At 72.4% G+C, this 25,294-nt stretch carries 17 protein-coding genes; 12 read left to right on the top strand and 5 right to left on the bottom strand.

All coding sequences use genetic code 11. The annotated features are described in order from the left end of the window. The first annotated feature begins 81 nt into the window (after positions 1-81). From ABZ823_RS21115 to ABZ823_RS21105, 3 genes are all read left to right on the top strand, one after another. Positions 82-1,341, top strand: coding sequence for an FAD-binding protein (locus ABZ823_RS21115; RefSeq protein WP_361662357.1), 1,260 nt, complete (start codon positions 82-84; stop codon positions 1,339-1,341). 170 nt (positions 1,342-1,511) lie between these two features. Next, a complete protein-coding gene (locus ABZ823_RS21110; protein WP_361662354.1) occupies positions 1,512-2,744 on the top strand; it encodes an ROK family transcriptional regulator in 1,233 nt (410 codons plus the stop codon). A 7-nt stretch (positions 2,745-2,751) separates the two neighbouring features. Next, a complete protein-coding gene (locus ABZ823_RS21105; protein ID WP_361662351.1) occupies positions 2,752-5,646 on the top strand; it encodes a glycoside hydrolase family 2 TIM barrel-domain containing protein in 2,895 nt (964 codons plus the stop codon). 112 nt (positions 5,647-5,758) lie between these two features. On the opposite strand, the gene ABZ823_RS21100 is transcribed toward ABZ823_RS21105, so the two are convergent. Beyond that, positions 5,759-6,193 (bottom strand): ATP-binding protein, encoded by a 435-nt coding sequence (locus ABZ823_RS21100; RefSeq protein WP_361662348.1) that lies wholly within the window; start codon positions 6,191-6,193, stop codon positions 5,759-5,761. 154 nt (positions 6,194-6,347) lie between these two features. Between ABZ823_RS21100 and ABZ823_RS21095 the strand changes: the two genes are divergently transcribed. The 6 genes from ABZ823_RS21095 (at position 6,348) to mmuM (ending at position 16,830) form a co-directional block, all read left to right on the top strand. Next, complete coding sequence (locus ABZ823_RS21095) at positions 6,348-7,184, top strand: helix-turn-helix transcriptional regulator (protein ID WP_361662345.1); 837 nt, start codon at positions 6,348-6,350, stop codon at positions 7,182-7,184. Continuing rightward, positions 7,181-7,381, top strand: a complete 201-nt coding sequence (locus ABZ823_RS21090) for a DUF397 domain-containing protein (RefSeq protein ID WP_361662342.1) — start codon at positions 7,181-7,183, stop codon at positions 7,379-7,381. Before ABZ823_RS21095 ends, ABZ823_RS21090 begins: the two co-directional genes overlap by 4 nt. A gap of 14 nt (positions 7,382-7,395) precedes the next feature. Continuing rightward, entirely contained in the window at positions 7,396-7,983 is a 588-nt protein-coding gene (locus ABZ823_RS21085; protein WP_361662339.1) for a WHG domain-containing protein, read from the top strand. Positions 7,984-8,640: 657 nt separating this feature from the next. Next, a complete protein-coding gene (locus tag ABZ823_RS21080) occupies positions 8,641-12,924 on the top strand; it encodes a HAMP domain-containing protein (protein WP_361662336.1) in 4,284 nt (1,427 codons plus the stop codon). Positions 12,925-13,022: 98 nt separating this feature from the next. After that, the gene (locus tag ABZ823_RS21075) at positions 13,023-15,779 is read left to right on the top strand and encodes a SpoIIE family protein phosphatase (protein ID WP_361662333.1); all 2,757 of its coding nucleotides are present in this window, start codon (positions 13,023-13,025) and stop codon (positions 15,777-15,779) included. 112 nt (positions 15,780-15,891) lie between these two features. Further along, a complete protein-coding gene (gene mmuM / locus ABZ823_RS21070; RefSeq protein ID WP_361662330.1) occupies positions 15,892-16,830 on the top strand; it encodes a homocysteine S-methyltransferase in 939 nt (312 codons plus the stop codon). Between the two features lie 36 nt (positions 16,831-16,866). Here the strand turns inward: mmuM and ABZ823_RS21065 are convergent, their stop codons facing one another. Continuing rightward, the gene (locus ABZ823_RS21065; RefSeq protein WP_361662327.1) at positions 16,867-18,486 is read right to left on the bottom strand and encodes a carboxylesterase family protein; all 1,620 of its coding nucleotides are present in this window, start codon (positions 18,484-18,486) and stop codon (positions 16,867-16,869) included. A 150-nt stretch (positions 18,487-18,636) separates the two neighbouring features. After that, on the bottom strand, positions 18,637-19,293 hold the full coding sequence (locus ABZ823_RS21060; RefSeq protein WP_361662324.1) for a ThuA domain-containing protein: 657 nt from the start codon (positions 19,291-19,293) through the stop codon (positions 18,637-18,639). Between the two features lie 104 nt (positions 19,294-19,397). Between ABZ823_RS21060 and ABZ823_RS21055 the strand changes: the two genes are divergently transcribed. Continuing rightward, on the top strand, positions 19,398-19,808 hold the full coding sequence (locus tag ABZ823_RS21055; protein ID WP_361662322.1) for a VOC family protein: 411 nt from the start codon (positions 19,398-19,400) through the stop codon (positions 19,806-19,808). Here the strand turns inward: ABZ823_RS21055 and ABZ823_RS21050 are convergent. Further along, complete coding sequence (locus ABZ823_RS21050; protein ID WP_361662319.1) at positions 19,791-20,525, bottom strand: helix-turn-helix transcriptional regulator; 735 nt, start codon at positions 20,523-20,525, stop codon at positions 19,791-19,793. The two genes, ABZ823_RS21055 and ABZ823_RS21050, sit on opposite strands and share 18 nt — an antisense overlap. 62 nt (positions 20,526-20,587) lie before the next feature. Beyond that, a complete protein-coding gene (locus ABZ823_RS21045) occupies positions 20,588-21,742 on the bottom strand; it encodes a YihY/virulence factor BrkB family protein (protein WP_361662315.1) in 1,155 nt (384 codons plus the stop codon). A gap of 122 nt (positions 21,743-21,864) precedes the next feature. Between ABZ823_RS21045 and ABZ823_RS21040 the strand changes: the two genes are divergently transcribed. After that, positions 21,865-23,499: an acyl-CoA dehydrogenase family protein gene (locus ABZ823_RS21040; protein WP_361662312.1), complete on the top strand. Its 1,635-nt coding sequence runs from the start codon at positions 21,865-21,867 to the stop codon at positions 23,497-23,499. Between the two features lie 453 nt (positions 23,500-23,952). Beyond that, on the top strand, positions 23,953-25,272 hold the full coding sequence (locus ABZ823_RS21035) for a GAF domain-containing protein (protein ID WP_361662309.1): 1,320 nt from the start codon (positions 23,953-23,955) through the stop codon (positions 25,270-25,272). Positions 25,273-25,294: the final 22 nt, after the last annotated feature.

The following is a 25,294-nucleotide window of genomic DNA, read 5'->3' as shown; positions in this document are numbered from 1 at the left end:
GTTGTGGGTGCGTGGTTGCGGACGCGCGGCGGTGGAAGCGTGGTGGACACGTGGCTCGCGAGGCCGCGAGGAGGGACGACGATGACCGGGAGCGTGACCAACTGGGCGGGCAACATCAGGTACACCGCCGAGGAGTTGCACCGACCGCGCTCTCTCGACGCGCTGGCCGCGCTGGTCGCCGCCGGCACGAGGGTACGCGTCCTGGGCAGTGGGCACTCCTTCAACGAGATCGCCGAACCCGGTCCCGACGGCGTGCTGGTCTCGCTGTCCGGGCTGCCCGGTGAGGTGGAGGTCGACACGGCGGCCCGTACGGTACGGGTGGGCGGAGGCGTGCGGTACGCCGAACTCGCCCGGGTGGTGCACGAGCACGGGCTCGCACTGCACAACATGGCCTCCCTGCCGCATATCTCGGTGGCCGGCTCGGTGGCGACCGGCACGCACGGCTCGGGCGTGGCGAACGGCTCACTCGCCTCGGCCGTGCGGGAGGTGGAGCTCGTCACGGCGGACGGGTCGACGCTGCGGATAGGCCGGGGTGAGCGCGGCTTCGACGGGGCCGTGACCGCGCTCGGGGCGCTCGGCGTGGTCACCGCGCTCACGCTCGACCTGGAGCCGGACTTCCGGGTCGAGCAGCATGTGTTCACCGAACTGCCGCTTGACGGGCTGGACTTCGAGGCCGTGGCGGCGACGGCGTACAGCGTGAGCCTGTTCACCGACTGGCGCGCGCCGGGCTTCAGACAGGTGTGGCTGAAGCGGCGCACCGACCAGCCGCTGCCAAACTTCCCGTGGGCGCGGCCGGCGACCGAGGCACTGCACCCGGTGCCCGGGATGCCCGCGGTCAACTGCACCCGGCAGTCCGGTGTCCCGGGGCCCTGGCACGAGCGGCTCCCGCACTTCCGGGCCGAGTTCACCCCGAGCAGCGGCGCCGAACTCCAGTCGGAGTATCTGCTGCCGCGCCGGCACGCCCTGGACGCGCTGCACGCCCTGGACGCGATCCGCGGCACGGTGGCACCCGTGCTCCAGACCTGCGAGGTGCGGACGGTCGCCGCCGACGCGCAGTGGCTGAGCCCCGCCTACGGGCGGGACTCGGTGGCGCTGCACTTCACCTGGGTCGAGGACACGGCGGCCGTGCTGCCCGTCGTACGGCGGGTGGAGGAGGCGCTCGACTCCTTCGAGGCCCGCCCGCACTGGGGCAAGGTGTTCACCGTGCCCGCGCGGACGCTTCGCGCGCGCTACCCACGGCTCGAGGACTTCGCCGCGCTGGCGGCCGAGCTGGACCCGGCGGGGAAGTTCCGGAACGCGTTCGTTCGGGAGGTGCTGGGGTCCGCGGGGACGGCGGCCTGACCGTGGTCTCCCCCCGCACTTCGTACAACCCCTTTCCTAACCCCTTGTAGAAATGGTTCGCCGGTCATAGGCTCGCGCCGCGCCGAGGCGGCGGGCTCCGCCGTGTCCGGGGTGGGCACGGGGGGACGCCGTGTCGGGGAGTCGGCCGGGGAGTCGGTGGGAGGAGTCATATGAGGCACGGCACCTCACGCGACATCCGGACCGCGAACCGGTACGAGGTGCTGCGCCGGATCATCGCCCGGTCGCCGACGTCCCGGCAGGAGCTGGCGGCCGCGACCGGGCTCAGTCTGCCCACGGTGGCCACGCTCGTCGGCGAGCTCATCGGTCTCGGCATGCTGAACGAGGTCGGTTTCGAGGACTCGGCGGGCGGCCGGCCGCGCGGCCTGGTGGCGGTCGACGCGTCGGGGGGCGCCCTGATCGGCGTCGACATCGCGGAGACGTACGTCCGCGTCGAGCTGTTCGACCTGGCGCTGAACGCGCTGGCCCGCGCCGACGAGGACATGCGACCTGGTGAGAACCGCCCCGAACAGGTGGTCGCCCATGTGGCCGCCGCCGTCACCTCCGTGGCCGCCCGGGCCGGCGTGGCGGGTGCCCGTGTGCTGGGCACCGGCGTCAGCGTGCCGGGCCAGGTCGACCGCGTCCGCGGCGTCTGCGAGTACGCCGCGAACTGGGACTGGCACGACGTCCCGCTGCTCGACCTGCTCGCCGAGCACCTCTCCCCTCCCCTGTACCTGGACAACCCGCTGCGTGCCTGCGCGGTCGCCGAGCTGTGGTTCGGCGCGGCCCGGGGGCGCGGGGACGCCGTGGTCGTCAATCTGGGCACGGGCGTCGGGGCGGGGCTCGCGCTGGGCGGCGGGGTGCACCGCGGTGTCAGCAACAGCGCCGGTGAATGGGGCCATACGACGCTGGTGCTGGACGGGCGGCCGTGCCACTGCGGCGGACACGGCTGTGTGGAGACCTACGTCGGGGCGCCCGGGATCATGCGGAACCTACAAGAACTCAGCCCCCGCAGCCCCCTGCTGCACCCCGGGGACCAGACCGCCACGATCGACGCCCTGGGGCGCGGGGCCGCCGACGGGGACCCCGACGCCCTCAAGGTCGTCCGGGAGACCGCCCGTTATCTGGGCGCCGGGATCGCCGACCTGGTCAACCTGCTCAACCCCGAGGTGGTGGTGCTCAGCAGCTGGGTCGCGGCCACGCTCGGCGAGCCCCTGCTGCACGAGGTGCGCGAGGCCGTCGGACGGTATGCGCTCGGACGCCCGTTCGCCGCCACCGAGATCGTCCTGTCCCCCATCCCCACCGACCCGGTGTGCCTCGGAGCCGCGACCTTCGCCCTCGAAGGCGCTCTCCGGTCGGTCGGGCGGCGGGGCCCCACGACCGGCACAGCCCCCGCGAGGACCTAGGAGAGCGATGTCCTTCCGTACGTCCCCCGAGCTTTCGCTTTCATCGCCGTCGGCCGTCGACTACGTCGAGGACGTGGCACCGGGCAGCGGCAGCCTGCCGCCACGGGCCTGGTACGCGTCCTCGGACGCCGCCCGCCTCTCCCTGAACGGCAGGTGGCGCTTCCGTCTGTCGCCGACGGCGGACGCCCACGACGACTCGTTCGCCGAGCCCGGATACGACGCCGGGGGCTGGACGGAGGTCGCCGTGCCAGGCCACTGGGTGCTCCAGGGCGGCGGCACCTTCGGATCCCCCGCGTACACCAACCACCTCTACCCCTTCCCGGTCGACCCGCCGCGCGTCCCGACGGAGAACCCCACCGGCGACCATCTGCGCTTGTTCGACCTGCCGTCCGGCTGGCCGTCGGACGGCGGGGCGACCCTGCGCTTCGACGGCGTGGAGTCCTGTGCCCGGGTGTGGCTGAACGGAACCGACATCGGCGAGTTCAAGGGATCCCGGCTGCCGCACGAGTTCGCCGTCGGGCATCTGCTGAGGCCGACCGGCAATGTGCTCGCGGTCCGGGTCCATCAGTGGTCCGCGGGCTCCTACCTGGAGGACCAGGACCAGTGGTGGCTGCCCGGCATCTTCCGGGACGTGACGCTGCTGCACCGACCGGAGGGCTGCGTCCCCGACTTCTTCGTGCACTCCTCGTACGACCACCTCTCAGGCGAGGGCACGCTGAAGGTCGACTCGGACGTGGACGGCCGGGTCACCGTGCCCGCCCTCGGCATCGACGTCGCGACCGGCGAGCCGGTGACCGTTCCCGTGGAGCCGTGGACGGCGGAGACCCCGAAGCTGTACGACGGCGTGCTGGCCACCGAAGGTGAGCGGGTGCCGCTGCGGATCGGCTTCCGCACGGTCGCGCTCGAGGACGGCCTGATCAAGGTCAACGGGAGGCCGGTGCTCTTCAAGGGCGTCAACCGGCACGAGTGGCACCCCGAGAAGGGCCGGGCGCTCGACCTGGCGACCATGCGCGAGGACGTGCTGCTGATGAAGCGGCACAACGTCAACGCCGTACGCACCTCGCACTACCCGCCGCATCCCGCCTTCCTGGACCTGTGCGACGAATTCGGCCTCTGGGTGATCGACGAGTGCGACCTGGAGACCCACGGCTTCACCGAGCAGGCCTGGCGCGACAACCCCGTCGACGACGACCGCTGGACCCCGGCACTCCTCGACCGTGCCGCCCGCATGGTCGAACGCGACAAGAACCACCCGTCGATCGTCGTCTGGTCCCTGGGCAACGAGGCCGGCACCGGCCGCGGCCTGACGGCGATGGCCGAGTGGATCCGCGGCCGGGACGGCTCGCGGCTCGTGCACTACGAGGGTGACGTCACCTGCCGGGACACGGACATGTACTCGCGGATGTACGCCTTCCACGACGAGGTCGAGAGGATCGGCCGGAGGCTGGACGGCGGCAACGGCAGGCGTCGCGAACTCCCCTTCGTTCTCTGCGAGTACGGGCACGCCATGGGCAACGGCCCCGGCGGCATCGCCGACTACCAGCGGCTCTTCGAGGCATACGACCGGCTTCAGGGCGGCTTCATCTGGGAGTGGATCGACCACGGCATCAAGGACGACCGGTTCGGCTTCGCCTACGGCGGCGACTTCGGTGAGGAGCTGCACGACGGGAACTTCGTCTGTGACGGGCTGCTGTTCCCCGACCGCAGGCCCTCTCCGGGCCTGACCGAGTACAAGAAGGTCATCGAGCCGGTCCGGATCGAGGGCGAGGGCCGCGGCGGCACCGTACGGATCCGCAACGGGCACGACTTCGCCGACCTCTCGGCACTGGCCTTCGAGTGGTCCTTCCAGGCGGACGGCGAGACGGTCGCGTCGGGCGTGCTGCCGGTGCCGGTGCTCGCTCCGGGCGAGTCGGCGGACGTGAAGCTGCCGGAGCCGCCCGAGGCGGGTGACGCCGAAGCCCACTGGACGGTGCGGGCGGTGCTCGCGGCCGACACCCGATGGGCGCCCAAGGGGCACGAGGTGGCGTGGGGCCAGTTCCCCGTGACCCGGCGGCCCTCGGTGCGGGTCGCCCCGAGCCTGGCCCCGGCCCTCGACGACGGACGGATCACCCTGGGGCCGGCCTCCTTCGACGGCCGCACCGGCGCGCTTAGGGCCGTCGGCGGAGTGGACGTGGCCGGTCTGCGCCTGGATGTGTGGCGGGCCCCCACCGACAACGACGACGGCGCCGCATGGCAGCCGGACCTCCGCCACGGCCCGCTGTGGCGCAAGCTGGGACTGCACCGCATGCGGCACCGGCTGGACGCCGTGGAGCCGGGCGACGACGCGCTGACCGTGCGGACGCGGGTCGCGCCCGCCGCCCGGGACGTGGGCCTCGCCACGGTGTACCGCTGGACGTCCGACGGGGACCGGCTGAAGCTGACCGTGTCCGTCGTGCCCGAGGGCGACTGGGCGGTGCCGCTGCCCCGGCTCGGCATCCGGCTGGGGCTGCCGGGCCCGGCGGACCGCGTGCGGTGGTTCGGCGGCGGGCCCGGCGAGGCGTACCCGGACTCCAGGTCGGCCTCCCGGATCGGCCGCTGGGAGTCCACGGTCGAGGAGTTGCAGACGCCGTACGTCCGCCCGCAGGAGAACGGCGCCCGCGCCGACGTCCGCTGGGTGGAGATCGGTTGCCTCAGGGTCGAGGGTGACCCCGAGTTCTGGTTCAGCGCCCGGCGCTGGACGAACGAGCAGCTGGACGCGGCCCGCCACCTCACCGACCTGACGCCCGGCGACACGGTGTGGGTGAACCTCGACCACGGCCAGCACGGCATCGGCTCCCAGTCGTGCGGTCCCGGCCCGCTGCCGCGGTACTTCCTGCGGGCCGAGCCCGCGGAGTTCACCTTCGTCTTCTCGCCGATCGGTTGACGGGCCGACGGACACGGTCCGGAGGCCGCCCGTCGGGTCCGCCCGGCCCCGTCAGGCGGCCTCGCCGGCGGCCTCAGGACGGCGTACGCGTACCGGCGTGAGCAGGGCGACGTCACCGTCGCCGCACCCGCACCTCCGCCCAGACCACCTTGTACGCGCAGCCCGGCCGCGGGTCCGCGCCCCACCGCTCGGCGATCGCGGCGACGATCAGCAGCCCGTGCCCGCCCTCGCCCCCGGGCTCCCGCAGCACGGGCAGCCGCTCGGTCCGCCCGTCGGCCACCTCGACGCGTACGACACCGTCCCGCAGCACCAGCCGCACGCGGAAGTCACGACCCGGCACGCGGCCGTGGCGGACGGCGTTGGCGGCCAGTTCGGCGACGACGAGAGTCACGTTCTCGCTGGGACCGCTGTCGTACGGGAATCCCCAGACGTCCATACGGTTCGCCACGAGCCGCCGCGCGAGGCGCGCGCCGCGCGGCGTACAGCTGAAGAGCTGGGTGAACGTACGTACGGTGACGGGGTCGTGGAGCTGTGGGTCTGCGTGCATGGCCCAACCGTCGCCGGGTCACGGCAGTCGCACCAGGTACGGCACTCGTACGCCGCTGACCGTACGAGTTCACCGAGTGGACAGTGCGCATAACGGTGCGTGACCATAAGGGACTTGGCGGGGTTGGCACCAGTGCACTCGGGGGGTTCGCGCCATGACCGACAGCACCATCGGCACCACGAACGAGCCGGGGTCGTCCGACAGTCTGAAAGGCTTCGGGGCGGTCCACAAGGCCTTCCGCAAGCGCGCGGGACTCACACAGGAGGAGTACGCGCCGCTGGTGCGGTACCAGCCGTCGACGGTCGCGTCGATCGAGCAGGGACGGCGCTTCCCGCCACGTGTTTTCGTGGAGCGCGCGGAAGAGGTGCTGGACGCGTTCGGGGCATTGAAGGGGGCCTACAAGCACGTCGGGCGGGAGAAGGGGCTGGCGTCCTGGTTCCGGCAGTGGGCGGAGCTGGAGGAGCAGGCGATCAGTCTGTACACGTTCGAAAGCCGGTTGGTGCCGGGGCTTTTGCAGACGGAGGCGTATGCGCGGGTGCTGTTCGACGAGCGCGTGCCTGTACTCACGGATTCTCAGATCGAGGCCCAGCTCGCCGCGCGCGAGGAACGACAGCGCCTGTTGACCGACCGACCCGACGCGGCGTTCAGCTTCGTCGTGGAGGAGTACGTCATCCAACGGTGCACCGGCGGGCGGGACATCACTCGCGAGCTGATTTGCCGCATCCTGGAGATTACGAAGGCCCGTAACGTGGAGCTCCAGTTGCTCCCCATGTCACTCGGCGCCCATGCGGGGCTGGCCGGTCCCATCCAACTGCTGGAAACCCCGGAGAACGAGTGGTTCGGGTACTGCGAAGGACAGCGAAGCGGCCAGTTCGTCGCGGACCCGAAAGCAATCAGTGTGCTCCACATGCGCTATGCGAAACTGCGCTCACAGGCTCTCTCCCCGGGCGACTCCCGGAGCCTGCTCGAACGGATGCGAGGAGCGCTATGAGCACCACCGAACTGGCCTGGTTCAAGAGCAGCTACAGCAGTAGCGGTGACGGCGACTGCGTCGAGGTGGCCACCGGCCCCACCGCCATCCACGTCCGCGACTCCAAGAACCCCGCCGGCCCCCGGCTCGCCCTCACCACCACCGCGTGGGAGGAGTTCGTAGGGTTCGCCACGCACGACCCCGGCCGCCTCGCCTAGGCAAGGAGCTGGCCATGGGCCGTGCCGGTCTCACCGTCGAACGGATCGTCGCGGCCGCCGCCGAGCTCGCGGACGACGTCGGCTTCGACAAGCTCACCCTGTCCGCCCTGGCGCGGCAGTTCGGGGTGAAGGACGCGAGCCTGTACTCGCACGTCAGGAACCTGGGCGAGTTGCGGACACGCCTGGCTCTGCTGGCGGGCGCGGAGATGATCGACCGCATCGCGGCGGCCGTCGCCGGGCGGGCCGGCAGGGACGCGCTGGCCGCCTTCGCGGGCGCCTACCGGGAGTACGCGCTGAATCACCCGGGCCGGTACGCGGCCGCCCAGATCCGCATCGACCAGTCCCTCGTCGCCGACTCCCCCGCCCTGCGCCGCACCGCCGAGATCACCTGCGGCATGCTCCGCGGCTACGGCCTCGACGAGCCCGACCTCACCGACGCCGTCCGCCTGCTGCGGAGCACCTTCCACGGCTACTGCGCCCTGGAGGCGAGCGGCGGCTTCGGCGCCCCGAGGGACGTACAGGCGTCCTGGGACCAGGCCGTCGAGGCTCTGCACACGGCGTTGGAACACTGGCCCCGCGAGAAGAAGAAGGCCGACGGCTGATCTCCGGTGCGACGTGGCCTGCCGGTCCACAGCGCGGAGAGGCGACAGGACCTGGGGCGCCCCGGTTCCGGTCGGGACGCCCCAGGGGCTTGCGGGCGGGGGGCGCGGCGGCGCGCTCGCCCCGCGCGTCGGAGTCCCACGGCTAACGTGAAAGACCCTCCGGTATCAAATCCTGCGCCACCAGGGCGTCACACACCAGACCCAAATGCACCGCACACCGTGAACGGACGCGTGCGTGTGGTCACGTCGGTGTGGCACAGGGGCAGGAGTGTTCGATATTTCGAACCAAATCCGTCACACCGAACGCTGAAAAGGTAAGGGCGTCCCGGGAAGAGGTCAACGGGTCCGGCGGGCCTTGCCCCATTGCCGGAATCACCGTGAAAGCACGATCGCGCCCACGGTATCGGCGGCAAACTTTCCTCAGTACCCCCGATCGCCGTCGGCATGCGCACTTCTCGCCTACCGACGCGACCGGCTGAGATCTTTGCGCGAGACTTTGGTTGTCGCACGACAACTGAGTTACCCTGCGACCGATTTTCTCATCGGGCAGTCCGTGAACTGCGGAAATGCGGGGGCGATGAATGGGGCCGGCCATGGACCCGGCGCGGTTCCGAGTCCTCGGCGTGGGGACTCCTGGGGAGCGGAACGAGGGTGCGCATGACCAGCAAGACGACCGAGACCGCACGGCGGGCTCCGGGCGAGCAGGAGCTGCGGCAGCTGCTGGCCGGACTGACCGCGGTACGGGACGGCGACTTCGGCACACGGCTGCCGTCCGACGGCGAGGGCCTGCTCGGCGACATCGCCACCGTCTTCAACGGCATGGTGGACCAGCTGTCCGTGTTCACTTCCGAGGTGACGCGTGTGGCGCGCGAGGTGGGCACCGAGGGCACGCTCGGCGGCCAGGCGGAGGTGCCCGGGGTCTCCGGCACCTGGGCCGACCTGACCGACTCCGTCAACGCCATGGCGGGCAACCTGACCACCCAGGTCCGCGACATCGCCCAGGTGGCGACGGCGGTGGCCAAGGGAGATCTCTCGCAGAAGATCGACGTGCCCGCGCGCGGCGAGATCCTCCAGCTGAAGGAGACCGTCAACACGATGGTCGACCAGCTCTCGTCGTTCGCCGCCGAGGTCACCCGGGTCGCCAGGGAGGTCGGCAGCGAGGGGCGGCTCGGCGGTCAGGCCCAGGTGCCCGGCGTCGGCGGTGTCTGGCGCGACCTCACCGACTCCGTCAACTTCATGGCGGGCAACCTGACCTCCCAGGTCCGCAACATCGCCCAGGTGACGACGGCGGTCGCCCAGGGCGACCTCTCCCAGAAGATCACCGTCGACGCCCGCGGAGAGATCCTCGAACTCAAAAACACCATCAACACGATGGTCGACCAGCTCTCCGCCTTCGCCGACGAGGTCACCCGCGTCGCCCGCGAGGTCGGCACCGAGGGGCGGCTCGGCGGCCAGGCGGACGTCAAGGGTGTCAAGGGCACCTGGCGCGACCTCACCGACTCCGTCAACTTCATGGCGGGCAACCTCACCGCGCAGGTCCGCAACGTCGCCCAGGTGGCCACGGCGGTCGCCCAGGGCGACCTCTCCCAGAAGATCACCGTCGACGCCCGCGGCGAGATCCTCGAACTCAAGAACACCATCAACACGATGGTCGACCAGCTCTCCGCCTTCGCCGACGAGGTCACCCGCGTCGCCCGCGAGGTCGGCACCGAGGGCAACCTCGGCGGACAGGCCATCGTCCGGGGCGTGTCGGGCACGTGGAAGGACCTCACGGACAACGTCAACGTGATGGCGTCGAACCTGACCGGCCAGGTCCGCTCCATCGCGCAGGTCGCCACCGCCGTGGCGCGCGGCGATCTGTCGCAGAAGATCACCGTCGAGGCGAAGGGCGAGGTCGCGGCCCTCGCGGACGTCATCAACACCATGGTCGACACACTCTCCGCCTTCGCCGACGAGGTCACCCGCGTCGCCCGCGAGGTCGGCACCGAGGGGCGGCTCGGCGGCCAGGCGCACGTGCCCAACGTGGCGGGCACGTGGAAGGACCTCACGGACAACGTCAACTCGATGGCCAACAACCTCACCGGCCAGGTGCGCAACATCGCGCTGGTGACGACCGCGGTGGCCAACGGCGACCTGTCGAAGAAGATCGACGTCGACGCCCGCGGAGAGATCCTCGAACTCAAGACCACCATCAACACGATGGTCGACCAGCTCTCGTCGTTCGCCGCCGAGGTCACCCGCGTGGCGCGGGAGGTCGGCAGCGAGGGGCGGCTCGGCGGGCAGGCCGAGGTGGAAGGCGTCGAGGGCACCTGGAAGCGGCTGACGGAGAACGTCAACGAGCTGGCCGGGAACCTCACCCGGCAGGTCCGCGCCATCGCCGAGGTCGCGAGCGCGGTCGCCGAGGGCGATCTGACCCGCTCGATCACCGTGGAGGCCTCCGGCGAGGTCGCCGAGCTCAAGGACAACATCAACTCCATGGTGGAGTCCCTGCGCGAGACCACGCGGGCCAACCAGGAGCAGGACTGGCTGAAGACCAACCTCGCCCGGATCTCCGGCCTGATGCAGGGGCACCGAGACCTGCCCGTCGTCGCCGAGCTGATCATGGACGAGCTGACGCCCCTGGTGTCGGCCCAGTACGGCGCCTTCTACCTCGCGGAGGACACCGAGCGCCGGCCCGAACTGCGGCTGGTCGGCTCGTACGGCTTCCCGGACGACGAGGAACGGCCCACCCGTATCCCCGTCGGCCGCTCCCTGGTCGGCCAGGCCGCGCGCAACCGCCGCCCCATCACCGTGGAGGAGCTTCCTCCGGGGTACGTGACCATCTCCTCGGGTCTCGGCCAGGTCGTGCCGAGCGCCCTGACGGTGCTGCCCATCGTGGTCGAGGACCAGGTGCTCGGCGTCATCGAACTGGCCTCGGTCACCCGCTTCACCCAGATCCACCTGGACTTCCTGGGCCAGCTGATGCCCACCATCGGCGTCAACCTCAACACCATCGTGGCCAACGCACGTACCGACGAGCTGCTGGAGGAGTCCCAGCGGCTGACCGCCGAACTCCAGGCACGCTCCGAGGAGCTGCAGGTCCAGCAGGACGAACTCCAGCGCTCCAACGCGGAGCTGGAGGAGAAGGCGTCCCTGCTCGCCTCGCAGAACCGCGACATCGAGGCCAAGAACCTCCAGATCGAACAGGCCCGGCAGGAGCTGGAGACCCGCGCCCAGGAGCTTGCGCTGGCCTCCAAGTACAAGTCGGAGTTCCTGGCGAACATGAGCCATGAGCTGCGCACCCCGCTGAACAGCCTGCTCATCCTGGCCCAGCTGCTCGCCCAGAACCCCTCGCGCAACCTCACCCCGAAGCAGGTCGAGTACGCGGGCATCATCCACTCCGCGGGCTCCGACCTGCTCCAGCTGATCAACGACATCCTCGACCTGTCGAAGGTGGAGGCGGGCAAGATGGACGTCAGCCCGGAACGGGTCTCGCTGCGGCAGCTGCTGGAGTACGTCGAGGCGACGTTCCGCCCGATGACCACCCAGAAGAGCCTGGACTTCACGGTGACCACGGCTCCGGGCGCTCCGGCCGACCTGCTCACCGACGACTCCCGGCTGCGTCAGATCCTGCGCAATCTGCTCTCGAACGCGGTGAAGTTCACCGAGCAGGGAAGCGTCGAGCTGCGCATCGAGCCGGCCGCCGACAAGGAGGTGCCCGAGGGCGTCGTCCGCGGCGGGACCATCGTGGCCTTCCGGGTGAAGGACACCGGCATCGGCATCCCCCAACAGCAACTGGAGACGATCTTCGGGGCGTTCCAGCAGGCGGACGGAACGACCAGCCGGAAGTACGGCGGCACCGGCCTCGGCCTGTCGATCACCCGGGAGATCGCCCATCTGCTCGGCGGCGCCGTCACGGTCGACAGCACACCGGGCCAGGGCAGCACGTTCACCCTCTACCTGCCCGTGGCGCGCGCCGACTTCGAGGAGCTGCTGGACGGCAGCGGCCGGCCGTCGGAGCAGGTCATCCCCGCGGTGCCCTCCGAGGTGGTGCCCGCCCCGCATCCGGACTCCTCCGTGCCGCCGGCGGTGCCCGGGCAGCGCCGGCGGAGGCTGCTGGTCGTCGAGGAGCGCCCACGCGGTCTGCTGACCCTTGTCGCGGAGAGCGCGGTCTCGGACATCGCGCACGACCGCGACACCGGTGACGCGCGCGGCGCGATCGACATCATCACCGCCATCGGGGCGCAGGAGGCGGCGAGCGCGCTGGCCGCCGAACCGTGCCACTGCGTCGTCCTCGAACTCGGCATGCCCGACGGGGAGGCTCCGCGGTTCCTGGACGCGATGCAGGGCGACTCCGCGCTGGCGAGCGTGCCCGTGCTCGTGCACAGCGGCCACCGGGTGGACCTGGCCCAGGAGCAGGCCCTGCGGTCCCGCTCCGGGGGCCGGCCGCTGGACTTCCTGTCCAGCCTGGACGAGCTGCGCGAGCACATCACCCTGCACCTGTCCGCCGAGGAGCCGGGAGACGTGCTGTCCCTGGTCCGCGCCGAGGAGCCGCAGCACGCGGCGACGCAGCCGATGGACGACGCGTTCCTCGGCCGTACGGTGCTCGTGGTCGACGACGACGCGCGCAACCTCTTCGCGCTGAGCGGGATCCTGGAGCTGCACGGCTTCCGTGTGCTGCACGCGGAGAACGGCCGCAAGGGCATCGAGACGCTGCTTTCCCACCCCGACATCGCGGTGGTGCTGATGGACGTGATGATGCCCGAGATGGACGGCTATGCCGCCACGGCCGAGATCCGCAAGATGCCCCAGTACGCGGACCTGCCCATCATCGCCGTCACCGCGAAGGCCATGCCGGGCGACCAGGAGAAGAGCCTCGCGTCCGGGGCCAACGACTACGTCACCAAGCCCGTCGACACCAACGATCTCATCGCCTGTGTCCGACGCTGGCTGCCCGCCTGAGAGGAGACGCCCGCCGTGTGCACCTGCCGACCGGGCGCCCACCGGCGCCCTCAGCATGGCGTCCCCGGACGCCCCAGCAGCCGAGGAACAGGCCAACCGTGAGCAATCCCCAGCAGCCCCCCGAGCGGGCCTCCACCGGTCCGGCAGGCATCGAACCGAGGGAACCTGTGGAGCCGACGACCGGCACCCCGGTGGCCGGGCAGCCCACCGCGCCGCACCCGGCCCCCGGTCCGGCCGCCCCCGGTCCGGCCGCCAAGGACCGGGCGGCCACGGATCCGGCGGCCACGAACCCGACGGCCTCCGAGACGGCGACGGACACCCCGACCGCCACCGACACCAGGCTCACCGCCGCCGGCCCCCGCCTCCTCCCCGCCACCCGGGAGCACTCCGGCCCCGCCGCCCCGCACGCGGCCGGCTCGGAGTCCGCCGTCGTCGGCCCGGACGGCGGCACCGCACAGACGGGTGCCGGGGCGCGCGCCGACGCGGCGCAGCCCTCCGCCTCGCCCGTCGGAAGGCTGGCGGCCACCGTCGAACGGCTACGGCATGAGGTGCTGGCGGCACACGCCGAGGCCGACGGGCGGGCCCTGATCGAGCTCGCCAAGGGCATCCTGGTGGAACGGTTGCGCTGCGGACCCGCGCAAGCGGCCCGGCAACTCGCCGAGCTGACCGAGCAGGCGGGCGCGACACCGCTCGAATTCGCGGTCGAGGTCATCAACCAGGCGTCCCGCGACCGGCTCTCGGAGGTCACCTCCGCCTTCCTGGCCGTCGCGGCGGCCCAGGACGGCCCGGAGGGCACCGCGGACCCGGGCTCGCGCGAGGACCGGTCCTCCGCCGTACGGCTGCGGGCCGCCGAGAGCGGCGCGCTGGCGGCCGACGACACCCAGGCCGTCGCCGACTCCCTGCTGGAGCACGCCCTGGCCCCGCTCGGCGCGGAGGCCGTGGCCATCTGGGCCGTGGGTTCGGACGGCTCCCTCACGCTGGCGGGCAGCGCGGGTTTCTCCGCGGCCGAGGCCGACCGCTGGCGGTACGTGCCCCCGGGCGTGGCGACCGTGGCACGTCACGGTCTCGCCGAGCGAGCGGGACAGTGGATCGCCTCCCTGTCCGAGACCGGTCTGCCCTCCATCGGCCAGCACCACCACCCGGACGGCGGAAGGGTGGCCCTGCCCGCCGGTACCGGTGGACGCATCCACGGGGTGCTGGAGATCGCCTGGCCCGCGCCGCTGGACCCGCAACCGCCGCAGATCGTCCGTCAGATCGAGGCCCTGGCCGAGCTGTGCGCCCACACCCTGGAGACCGGTGCGCGGCTGCGCCCCGACGAGAACGCGAAGCCCCGCGTCGTACCGGACGCCGCGGAGCTGATGGACCTGGCGGACGGGCTGCACGACCCCGCCCTGGTACTGGTGCCGCACCTCGACGCCGACGGGGACCTCGTCGACTTCCGCATCCAGCACGCCAACAGCCGCTTCCTCGACCCCGCGGGCCGCCCACGGGGCGTCATCAACGGGGCGCTGCTGCTGGAGGCGTACCCGATGGCCGCCGGGCCCACCGAGCTGTTCGACCGGATAGAGCGGGTCTACGCCACGGGCGAGCCCTTCCGCGCCCACCGTATGAGGCTCACCGCCCTGGTGGGTGACGTCCCGCTGTCGGCGGTCGCCGACATCAGCATCAGCCGGCACGCCAACAGCGTGCTGCTCATCTGGCGCATCGAGGACGAGGCGGCCCGTCTGGCGAGTCTGCTCCAGCACGCCCAGCGCCTCGGCCGCATCGGCGGTTTCGAGGAGAATCTGCTCACTGGCGAGATCACCTGGAACGGCCAGCTGTTCGCCCTCTACGGCAGGTCCCCGTCGAGCCTTCCGGTGCCCCTGGAGGAACTGAGCGCACACGCGCACCCCGACGACGCCGTCGCCATCGGCAGGTTCCTGCGCACCCTGCTCCACCACCGACGGTCGGCGTCCACGGCCTTCCGGCTGCAACGCCCCGACGGGGTGACCCGCCATATCCGCGTGGTGGCCGAACCGGTCCTCGACTCCGACGGGCGGCTGTTCGTCGTGCGCGGCGCCTATCAGGACATCTCCGCCCAGCACTGGACGGAGGTCGCGCTCGCCGCGACCCGCGACCAGCTCGCGCACACCGAACAGCAGGCGAGTGAACGCAACCGTCTCGCCCTCCAGCTGCAGCACGCCATCATGCCGCCGACGCAGGCCCCTCTGGAGGCCGACGGCCTTCAGGTGGCGGTGCGCTACCGGCCCGCCGAGACGGAACAGCTGGTGGGCGGCGACTGGTACGACGCGGTCGTGCTGCCGTCCCGGCTGGTGCTGCTGTGCGTGGGCGACGTCGCGGGGCACGGTATCGAGGCGGCCACGAGCATGGTCGTCCTGCGCAACGCGCTGCGCGGGCTCGCCGTGACGGGCGCCGGGCCGGGCCAGTTGCTGTCCTGGCTCAACATGGTGGCCCACCATCTGACCGGCGCGGTCACCGCCACCGCGGTCTGCGCACTGTACGACCCGCACCGCCACACCCTGCGCTGGGCCAGGGCGGGCCATCTGCCGCCCGTCCTGGTGCGCGGCACCGACGCGGCGCCGCTTCCCCTGGTCAGGGGCATGCTGCTGGGTGTCGTATCGGACACGGTGTACGAGGAGCACGAGGTCCAGCTGGCCGTCGACGACACGCTGCTGATGTACACGGACGGTCTGATCGAGCGCCGTGACCGTTCCGTGGAGGAGTCCCTGGCCCAGCTGCTGACCGCCGCGCGGATGGTGCCCCCCACGCTGGACCAGCAACTGGACCGCCTCCTGACGTACAGCAAGTCGGACACCGACGACGACACCTGCATCGTGGGCATCCGGGTCGGCTAGGGGGTTTCGTCTGGATCAGTTCGGGTCCGAAACCGACGGACGGCCGCCCGGCCGGTTGCCCACCTACCGGACGCGCCGGGGCGTCCGCCCGTCCTTCGGTTAGCGTCATGTCATGGCCGGCAAGACCACTCCCACCCTCGCCGAGGCCCTCGCCGCCGGGACGGTCGTCCTGGACGGCGGCCTGTCGAACCAGCTCGAGTCCGCCGGGCACGACCTGAGCGACGCGCTGTGGTCGGCGCGGCTGCTCGCGGAGCGGCCCGAGGCGATCACCGAGGCGCACCTGGCGTACTTCGAGGCGGGCGCGGACGTGGCGATCACATCCAGCTACCAGGCGACCTTCCAAGGCTTCGCGAAGCGCGGTATCGACCATGGCCGCGCGGCCGGGCTGCTCGCCCTGAGCGTCGGCCTGGCCCGCGAGGCGGCGGCGCGGGCGCGCGCCGGGGGCGTCGTGCGGCCGCTGTGGGTGGCGGCGTCCGTGGGCCCGTACGGGGCGATGCTCGCGGACGGCTCCGAGTACCGGGGCCGCTACGGACTCACCGTCGCCGAGCTGGAGGCCTTCCACCGCCCGCGCCTGGAGGTGCTGGCCGCGGCCGGTCCCGACGTGCTGGCCCTGGAGACGGTCCCCGACGCGGACGAGGCCACGGCCCTGCTGCGGGCGGTGCGCGGTCTGGGCGTCCCCGCCTGGCTGTCGTACAGCGTCTCCGGCGACCGCACGCGCGCCGGGCAGCCGCTTCGGGAGGCGTTCGCCCTGGCCGCCGACGCGGACGAGGTGATCGCGGTCGGCGTGAACTGCTGCGCTCCCGAGGACGTGGACGCCGCGGTGGAGACGGCCGCGCGGATGACGGGCAAGCCGGTGGTGGTCTACCCGAACAGCGGTGAGAGGTGGGACGCCGGGTCCCGCGCCTGGGACGGCCGCAGCACGTTCACCGCCGCCCAGGTCACGGGCTGGCGCGCGGCCGGGGCCCGGCTGATCGGCGGATGCTGCCGGGTGGGCCCGGAGGCGATCACGTCGATCGCGGGCGCGCTGGGAAGGTCGACGGAGAGGGCGTAGGCCCGGGCCCCGCCGCACCCGTCCGTCCCTGACGCCTCACTGCCGGGGGGTGTCCCCGGGCCGACGCAAGCGCCGTACGGCCGACAGCGGAGTCGCGCCCCTGAGGAGCGTGCCGCTTCCCGCGCCGGACGCGGTGGGCGCGGCCTCCGGCCGGGTGGACGCCGCCTCCCACAGCGCCATCTCCGCGTCCCGGGGGCCGTGGGCCAGGGGGGCGCCGTCGCCGCCGAAGACGCGTACGGGGTGGGTGGTGTCCCAGGCCGGCCAGCCCGGGTCGCCGTCCCTCGCGAAGCGCACCCACGCCGTGTGCATCTCGCGGGCGAGTGCACGGGGCGCGCCGGGGCCGGCCAGTTTCGCCGACTCCGGCACCTCCGCGCTGTCGAACACGAAGCCCAGCTCCAGGGCGTGACAGGCGCCGAGGCCGGGCACGCGGGAGCGCCAGGCGAACTCGTAGACGTAGGAGGGGGCGCGACCCCCGCCGGTGCGGGAGCCGGCCAGCCGGTGCAGCGGAAACCGGAGCAGGTGGTCGGTGACCATCTGGCCCACCAGGTCGGAGACCGGGGCGTCCGGGTGGGCGATGCGGTAGCCGCGCGGCACCTCGGGGCCGCAGTGGCAGCGGGCCATCGCCCCGGCCAGTGCCACCGCGCCGAGCCTGTCGATGCGTTCGATCAGCCCGGTGGGTACGAGCCACAGCCGGTACTCCTCGCTGGTCCAGCCGAGGAGCAGCGGCACGTCCCCGGCGGCGCCGTCGAGCAGCGCCTCCAGCGGGTCACGGGGCACCAGGTCGCCGTCGACGACGATCCCGAAGGCGGGGCCGCCGAGGATCGGGCTGGCCCGGCGGCCCACCTCCGCCTGGGTCTCGGCCAGCAGCGCGCGGTCCACGGCGGCGAACGCCGCCGCGGTGGCCGGCACCTTCAGCCGGGTCGCCATGCGCCGCACCAAACGCCGTACCTTGTCCCGCTGCGTCGACTCGGGTGGCCCACTCTGCAGCACGGCCCGCTGGAAAAGCCCCCGGGCACGGGGGCTCGCCAGCAGCGCGCCGATGCTGATGGCGCCCGCGGACTCGCCGAAGACGGTCACGCGGTCCGGGTCCCCGCCGAACGCGGTGACGGCCTCGTGCACCCACTCCAGCGCGGCGAGCTGGTCGCGCAGCCCGGGGTTGGGCGGGGCGTCCGGGAACAGGCCGTATCCCTCCACGCCGAGGCGGTAGTTGAAGGAGACGAGGACGATGCCGTCCCGGGCGAAGGAGCTGCCGTCGTAGACGGGCACGGCGGAGGAGCCCCGGGTCAGCGCGCCGCCGTGGACCCACACCATGACCGGGAGCCGGGCCCCCGGGTCCGGTGCCGGTGTCCACACGTTGAGGTTGAGGCAGTCCTCGCCCTCGACCACCGGGTCGGACAGGTAGCGGGCGAAGGACTCCGAGTACGGCGGTTTGGGTGGCGTCGGCCCGAACGCGCCCGCGTCCCGCACCCCGTGCCAGGGCTCGGGCGGTACGGGAGGGCGGAAACGGTGGGGTCCGAACGGCGGGGCGGCGAAGGGGATACCGCGGAAGACGGCGATCCCGTTCTCGTACCGTCCGCGTACGGCTCCGTAGGGAGTGCGGACCACGGGGTCCGCCGTGTTCCCCGGCGCCGTGGTCGCCTCGTCCGCACGCTCCATACGGTCTCTCCTCACCGCCCGGGGACCCACCTGCCCGACTCACCGCATCTCATCACTTCCCCGTCCGACGGGGCGTCTCATCACATCCCCGCCCCACCGGGCATCTCGCCCTTTCCACCCGGCCGGACCCCGGCGACGGCATCCACCGCTCTACTCCGCCCGGGCCGCCCAACGGATACCGCCGAGCAGATGGGCACGGAAGGCGGGGTCCGCGTAGGCCTCGCAGGCATGGCCGAGAGCCGTGTAGAAGACCCGCCCCGCGCCCTGCCCGCGGCACCAGACGAGCGGATGGTCCTCGCCCATCCCGCCGCCCTGGTACGAGGATTCGTCCGCGGAGGCGAGAACGCGCACCCCGCCGCGGGGACTGGAGCGGAAGTCGTACCACTCGTCCGTGAAGTCCCAGACGGCGGGCAGGTGCGCGGTCACCGGATGACCGCGGTCCTCCACCAGCACCTTGCCCGGCTGGTATGCGGGGTGCCGTGCGAACCGGGCCCCCAACAGCTCACCGTAGTAAGGCCAGTCCTCCTCGGTGCAGGCGGCCGCGTGCACGCCCGCGAAACCACCGCCGCCCTCCACGAACGCCGCCAGCCGGGCACGGCCCCCGGGCGTCAGAACCTCGCCACTGGTGGACAGGAAGACCACGACCGCGTACGCGTCGAGGGGCTCCTCGAAGAGGCCGGGGTCGTCGCCGACATCGACACCGAACCCGTACGCGGCACCGAGGGCGCGGACGGCGGCGACGGCGTCCGGGATGGAGTCGTGCCGGTAACCGGTGGTCCGGGTGTACACCAGAACACGGAAGGACATGGCCCGAGCCTAGGGACAGGTCCCACCGAGGTGCGAAGCCCGTCCGGAGGTCCACGTCCGATTCGTTCAAGACCCGGTCCCGGCGGCCTGCCTACGGTGGCCGCATGACTCGTACGACTCCACGATGCGCCGTGATCGGCCTCGCCGTCTCCGACCTGGCCGCTTCCCTCGCCTTCTACCGCCGCCTCGGACTCGTCTTTCCCGAGGGGGCCGAGGACCAGCCACACGTCGAGGCGGCGCTGCCCGGCGGGCTGCGGCTGGCCCTGGACACGGAGGAGATCATCCGCTCCTTCCACCCCGGCTGGAGGCCGCCGTCCGGCGGCGGCCGGGTCTCCCTCGCCTTCCGCTGCGACTCCCCCGCCGAGGTCGACGGCGTCTACAGGGACCTGGTGAGCTCCGGGTACCACGGCGAACTCAAGCCGTGGGACGCGGTGTGGGGCATGCGGTACGCGGTGGTGCACGACCCGGACGGCAACGGCGTCGACCTGTTCGCCGACCTACCCCCGGGCCAGTAGCTCACCCAGTGGCATCCCCGCCAACTCCCTCACGTCGCGGGAAAGATGGGCTTGATCGGCGAAGCCCGCGCGAGCCGCGGTCTCGGCGAGAGGCATCCCGGAGCGCGCCAGCGCGAGCGCCCGCTGTAGCCGGAGGACGCGCGCCAGCGTCTTCGGCCCGTAGCCGAAGGCGGCAAGCGAGCGGCGATGCAACTGCCTTACGCTCAGGCCGAGTCGGTCCGCGATGGCGGCGACCGGGCGACCCGCGTCAAGGGCCGCGACCAGTGCCCGGAGCAGCGGGTCGGGGCGCGGCGACCTGGCGGCCCACTCCAGGGCGATCTCCTCCAGCGCGTGCGCGGGGTCGGCGGCGGCGTCCACGCGTCCAGTGAGCCGGCGCACCTCCGCGGCGGGCCGCAGGTCGGCCAACTCGACCCGCTGGTCACGCAGCGCGTGCGCCGGGACGCCCAGCAGGGCGGGGGCGGTGCCGGGGTGGAAGCGGACGCCGGCCCAGCGCGCGGGTGAGCTCCCGGGGTGGTACGCGTGCGTATCAGGACCGGCCACCAGCAGCCTGCCCTCGGTCCACAGCAGATCCATACAGCCATCGGGCAACACGGGGCGGCCCACGGCGGACGGCGTGTTGGTCCAGACGACCGCCCCCACGAGCCGCGAGGCCCGTTCGGCATACCCGGGGGCCGTGGACGCCGGGGCGAGCACCGCGGAGTGTTCGTCAACGGCCACGTGGGCCAGGCTACGCCCGGAGCGGCTCCGCGAGGCCACCCTCCCGCGCGGTGCGGCGGCCGTCAGTCCCCCGCGCCCTCCCCCTTCTTCCCGGGCTGATCGGGCGCGGTGCGCGTATGCGTCCGCAGGCGTGACGTCACGTCCTCGGGGGGCAGGAAACGGGACCAGCGCTCCGGGAACTCGGAGGGCATGTCCGGGTCGTCGGGGTCGGCGGCGTGGGCCGCGGCCGCGCGGGCCACGTACTCGGCGGCCTGCTCCTGCCGCAGCCGCGCGTTCGCCGCGCGGGCCGCGGCCGTCGCCGCGGCGGGCCACACCCGGTCGATGGCCGCGTTGACGGCGGCGCCGACCAGCACCGCGAAGGCGGACACTCCGATCCACAGCAGCACGGCCACGGGCGCGGCGAGCGAACCGTAGATGGTCGGGCCCTCGATCGTGTGGGTCAGGTAGATGCGCAGCAGGAAGCTGCCCAGCACCCACATCGCGAGGGCCACCAGGGCGCCGGGCACGTCCTCCACCCAGGGGGAGCGCACCGGCACGGACACGTGGTAGAGGGTCGTCAGGAAGACGATCGACAGGACGATGACCACCGGCCAGTACAGGATCTGGACCACCGTCGTGGACCACGGCACCACGTTCACCACGGCGTCCGGCCCCGCGACCATCAGCGGCAGGGCGACCGAGCCGATCAGCAGTGCCACGATGAACAGGACGAACGCCAGCAGCCGGGTCTTCACGATCCCCCGGGTGCCGTCGAGCCCGTACATCACCGTGATCGTGTCGATGAACACGTTCACCGCCCGCGATCCCGACCACAGGGCGAAGAGGAAGCCGATCGAGATGACGTCGGGCCGGCCGCCCTTCATCACGTCGTGCAGGATCGGCTGGGCGATCTGCGTGACCCCCTTGTCGGACAGGACCGTCCGGGAGGCCTCCAGGAGGTTGCGCTCCAGGCTCTGGATGGTGTCGGCGCCGGTCCAGGCGTCGACATAGCCGAGCAGCCCGATGAGGCTGAGCAGCAGCGGCGGCACGGACAGCAGCGTGAAGAACGCCGCCTCGGCCGCGAGACCGAGGATGCGGTACTCAATGCACGAGTTGACCGTGTCCTTCAGCAGCAGCCAGGCCGTCCTGCGCTTGGAGACGTTCCGGTACAGGGCGCGTGCCCGGTGGAGTCGGCCTCCGGAGGGCCGCTTGGGGGTTTCACTTGCTGCTGACTGCACGCCTTTACGGTATCCGCCTCCCGGTCCCGCGCTCATCTCCCGGTGGGGCCCTCCCGGAGGGCGGGGCCGCCCGCCTTTGCCGTGCGGGTGACCCGGGGCGTACCGAGGGGTAGGTTCGCCCCATGGCAGCCACCACGCACACCGTGACCAACCAGGCTCCGCCGCTGGTCGGATACGACGTCTTCACCGCCGACCGCGCCCTCGTGGAAGCGGTCGAGCGGCATCTGGACCCCGCCCTCCTCGACGAGGCCCGCGCCGATCTGTCGGGGTTCGGGCGCAGCGCCGGCTCCGCCCAGGTGCAGGAGTGGGGTGTCCAGGCCAATGAGTACCCACCGAAACTGCGGACTCACGACCGCTACGGCAACCGCATCGACGAGGTCGAGTACCACCCGGCCTGGCATCGGCTGCTCGGCAAGGGTGTCGCCGCAGGGCTGACCGCGGCCTGGGCGCGGCCGGGCGGCCATGTGCGGCGCGCGGCCGCGTTCGTGATCTGGACGCAGGTCGAGGCGGGCAACGGCTGCCCGTTGTCGATGACGCACGCCGCCGTGCCCGCCCTGCGCGTGGACCCGGCGCTCGCCGCCGAGTGGGAGCCCCGGCTGACCTCCACGATCTACGACCAGGAGCTGCGCCCCGCCGAGCAGAAGGCCGGTGTGCTCTTCGGCATGGGGATGACGGAGAAGCAGGGCGGCAGCGACGTCCGCGCGAACACGACCGCGGCCCGGCCGCTCGCGGAGGAGGGGGCATACGAGCTGACGGGCCACAAGTGGTTCTGCTCGGCGCCGATGTCGGACGGGTTCCTGGTGCTGGCGCAGGCACCGGAAGGACTGACCTGTTTCCTCGTGCCGCGTGTGCTGGAGGACGGCACCCGGAACGTGTTCATGATCCAGCGGCTCAAGGACAAGCTCGGCAACCGGTCGAACGCCTCCAGCGAGGTCGAGTTCGACGGCACGTGGGCGCGCCGGGTCGGCGAGGAGGGGCGCGGGGTGCGGACCATCATCGAGATGGTCGCGGCCACGAGGCTCGACTGCGTCCTCGGCTCGGCGTCGCTGATGCGGCAGGCGGTGGTGCAGGCGATCCACCACTGCACCTACCGCGAGGCGTTCGGCGGCAAGCTCGTCGACAAGCCGCTGATGCGCAATGTGCTGGCGGATCTGGCCCTGGAGTCGGAGGCGGCGACGACGCTGGCGCTGCGGCTGGCGGCGGCGTACGACGACGGGAGCGAGCAGGAGCGGGCGTTCCTGCGGCTCGCGGTGCCGGCCGCCAAGTACTGGGTGACCAAGCGCTGCACCCCGGTGGTGGCCGAGGCCTCGGAGTGTCTCGGCGGCAACGGCTACGTCGAGGAGTGGGGCATGCCCCGGCTGCTGCGCGAGTCGCCGCTGAACTCGATCTGGGAGGGCGCGGGCAATGTGCAGGCGCTCGACGTGCTGCGGGCCATACAACGCGAGCCGGAGGCACTGAACGCCTTCCTCCACGAGGTCGGCCGGGCACGCGGCGCGGACCACCGGCTGGACGGCGCGATCAAGAACCTGCTCACCGAACTCGCGGACCTGGAGGGCATCGAGGCACGGGCGCGCCGTCTGGTGGAGCGGGTGGCGCTGGTGCTCCAGGGAGTGCTCCTGGTTCAGTACGCGCCGCCGGGGGTCGCCGACGCCTTCTGCGCGTCCCGGCTGGGCGGCGACTGGGGCACGGCCTTCGGCACGCTGCCGCACACCCTGGATCTGGCCGCGGTGGTGGACCGGGCACAACCCGCCGTCTGACGCCTGGACCGGGCGCAACCCGCCGTCTGACGCCTGGACCGGGCGCAACCCGCCGTCTGACGCCGGCCGCCTCAACACCGATCGCGAGTCGCCGGGTGGCGTCCACGCGGGGGTGGTGCTGCGCCGACACGGCACCACCCCCGCTCTCCTGGCCCCTCGAGGAGCACGGACGCCGCCGAAACGGCGTTGCACAAGTTTCAACCACCCCGCGGACGTCCGCCAGGGTTGCAGAGGGTTGCAAACTCGCCGCGCTGAGTTGGCCGGAGTGCGCCCCTCCATCTCGGACACAGGGCAGTATGAGAACCACCGTCCACACGCAACCGGGCGCAACTGGCCGGAAACGGTCGACGGGCACGGCGAGTGAGCCGTAGAGGCGCACCGGTGACGAGAGTCCTCGAGGTCCCCACGGCGAACGAGCCACCATCTGCGGCAGGTCCTTGGGGGAGGATTCCAGTGGCGCACTCGGCGAAAGGCGTCCCGCGGCTCGCCGCACTGGACGTCGGGCAGGCGGCGCGCGTACTCAGCGAGGTGCGCAGCGCGACACTGTCGGGGCGGCGGGCGCCCGTCCCGCCGCGCCCGGTGATCGAGGCGTCGTGGGGGCGGGTGCGGCGCGGCGGCCTCGACCCCGACCACGACGTGCGGGCCGCTCCGCTCAGCCCTGGCGAGATCGAGCGGCGCCGCCGCGACTCGCCGCTCAGGCATGTGCTGCCGGTGCTGCGGGAGGGCCTGCTGTCGGTCGCGAACGTCGCCCAGCACATCATGGTGGTCGCGGACGCGGACGGGCGGGTGCTGTGGCGCGAGGGCAGCCCGTCGGTCCTGCGCAGGGCCGACGGCCTGGGTTTCGAGCCAGGTGCGGACTGGGGCGAGGGGGTCGTCGGTACGAACGGCGTGGGCACCCCGGCGGTGACCCGGCGCCCCGTGCAGGTCTTCGCGTCCGAGCACTTCGTGCGCTCCCACACCTCGTGGACGTGCACCGGCGCCCCGATCACGGACCCGCGCGACGGCCGTCTGATCGGTGTCGTGGACGTCAGCGGCCCGCTGGAGACGATGCACCCGGCGACGCTCGCCTGGGTCAACGCGGTGGCCAAGCTCGCGGAGGCCCGGCTGCGCGAGCTGCACCTGACCGCGCTGGACCGGCTGCGCGCGATGGCGGCGCCGCCGCTGGCCAGGCTCGGCGGCCGGGCACTGGCCGTGGACAAGGACGGCTGGACGGCAGCGATGACCGGGATGCCGTACGTGGCCCGGGTGGCCCTGCCCGAGTCGCTCGCCCCCGGCCGCTGTCTGCTGCCGACACTGGGGCCCTGCACCGTGGAGCCGCTGCCGGGCGGCTGGCTGATCCGCGCGGCGGACACGCCCGAGCCGGAGCGCGCCACCCGCGTGGCCCTGGACGTGGCGCACCCGCGCCGCTGGTCGGTGACGGTGTCCGGTGACACGGGTTCCTGGTCCCATGAACTGAGCCCGCGGCACGCCGAGTTGCTCTGCCTCCTCGCCCTCCACCGCACGGGCCGCTCGGCCGCCGACCTGGCCGCCGACCTGTTCGGGGATCCCGCGCGGGCGGTCACGGTGCGTGCGGAGATGTCCCGTGTCAGGCGGTATCTCGGGGCCTTTCTGGAGCACCGGCCGTATCGTTTCTGCGATGCGGCGGAGGTGGACCTGCTGCTCCCCCGGAACCCTGACGACCTGCTGCCGCACTCGGTGGCACCGGGGGTGGTACGGGCCAGGAGCACATCGCAGAGCCGCGCCGCCGCGACACCGAAGTCCGGAGTCCGGTGAGGCGGCACCCTAGCCCTCATGG

Origin of the sequence: Streptomyces sp. NPDC047079 (genome assembly GCF_040643755.1) — a bacterium.
Lineage (GTDB): Bacteria > Actinomycetota > Actinomycetes > Streptomycetales > Streptomycetaceae > Streptomyces.
This window is presented reverse-complemented; position numbering and strand designations above follow the sequence as displayed.

Coding starts and splice junctions, on each gene's coding strand:
- ABZ823_RS21115 (WP_361662357.1), top strand. CDS start 82: ATGACCGGGAGCGTGACCAACTGGGCGGGCAACATCAGGTACACCGCC.
- ABZ823_RS21110 (WP_361662354.1), top strand. CDS start 1,512: ATGAGGCACGGCACCTCACGCGACATCCGGACCGCGAACCGGTACGAG.
- ABZ823_RS21105 (WP_361662351.1), top strand. CDS start 2,752: ATGTCCTTCCGTACGTCCCCCGAGCTTTCGCTTTCATCGCCGTCGGCC.
- ABZ823_RS21100 (WP_361662348.1), bottom strand. CDS start 6,193: ATGCACGCAGACCCACAGCTCCACGACCCCGTCACCGTACGTACGTTC.
- ABZ823_RS21095 (WP_361662345.1), top strand. CDS start 6,348: ATGACCGACAGCACCATCGGCACCACGAACGAGCCGGGGTCGTCCGAC.
- ABZ823_RS21090 (WP_361662342.1), top strand. CDS start 7,181: ATGAGCACCACCGAACTGGCCTGGTTCAAGAGCAGCTACAGCAGTAGC.
- ABZ823_RS21085 (WP_361662339.1), top strand. CDS start 7,396: ATGGGCCGTGCCGGTCTCACCGTCGAACGGATCGTCGCGGCCGCCGCC.
- ABZ823_RS21080 (WP_361662336.1), top strand. CDS start 8,641: ATGACCAGCAAGACGACCGAGACCGCACGGCGGGCTCCGGGCGAGCAG.
- mmuM (WP_361662330.1), top strand. CDS start 15,892: ATGGCCGGCAAGACCACTCCCACCCTCGCCGAGGCCCTCGCCGCCGGG.
- ABZ823_RS21065 (WP_361662327.1), bottom strand. CDS start 18,486: ATGGAGCGTGCGGACGAGGCGACCACGGCGCCGGGGAACACGGCGGAC.
- ABZ823_RS21060 (WP_361662324.1), bottom strand. CDS start 19,293: ATGTCCTTCCGTGTTCTGGTGTACACCCGGACCACCGGTTACCGGCAC.
- ABZ823_RS21055 (WP_361662322.1), top strand. CDS start 19,398: ATGACTCGTACGACTCCACGATGCGCCGTGATCGGCCTCGCCGTCTCC.
- ABZ823_RS21040 (WP_361662312.1), top strand. CDS start 21,865: ATGGCAGCCACCACGCACACCGTGACCAACCAGGCTCCGCCGCTGGTC.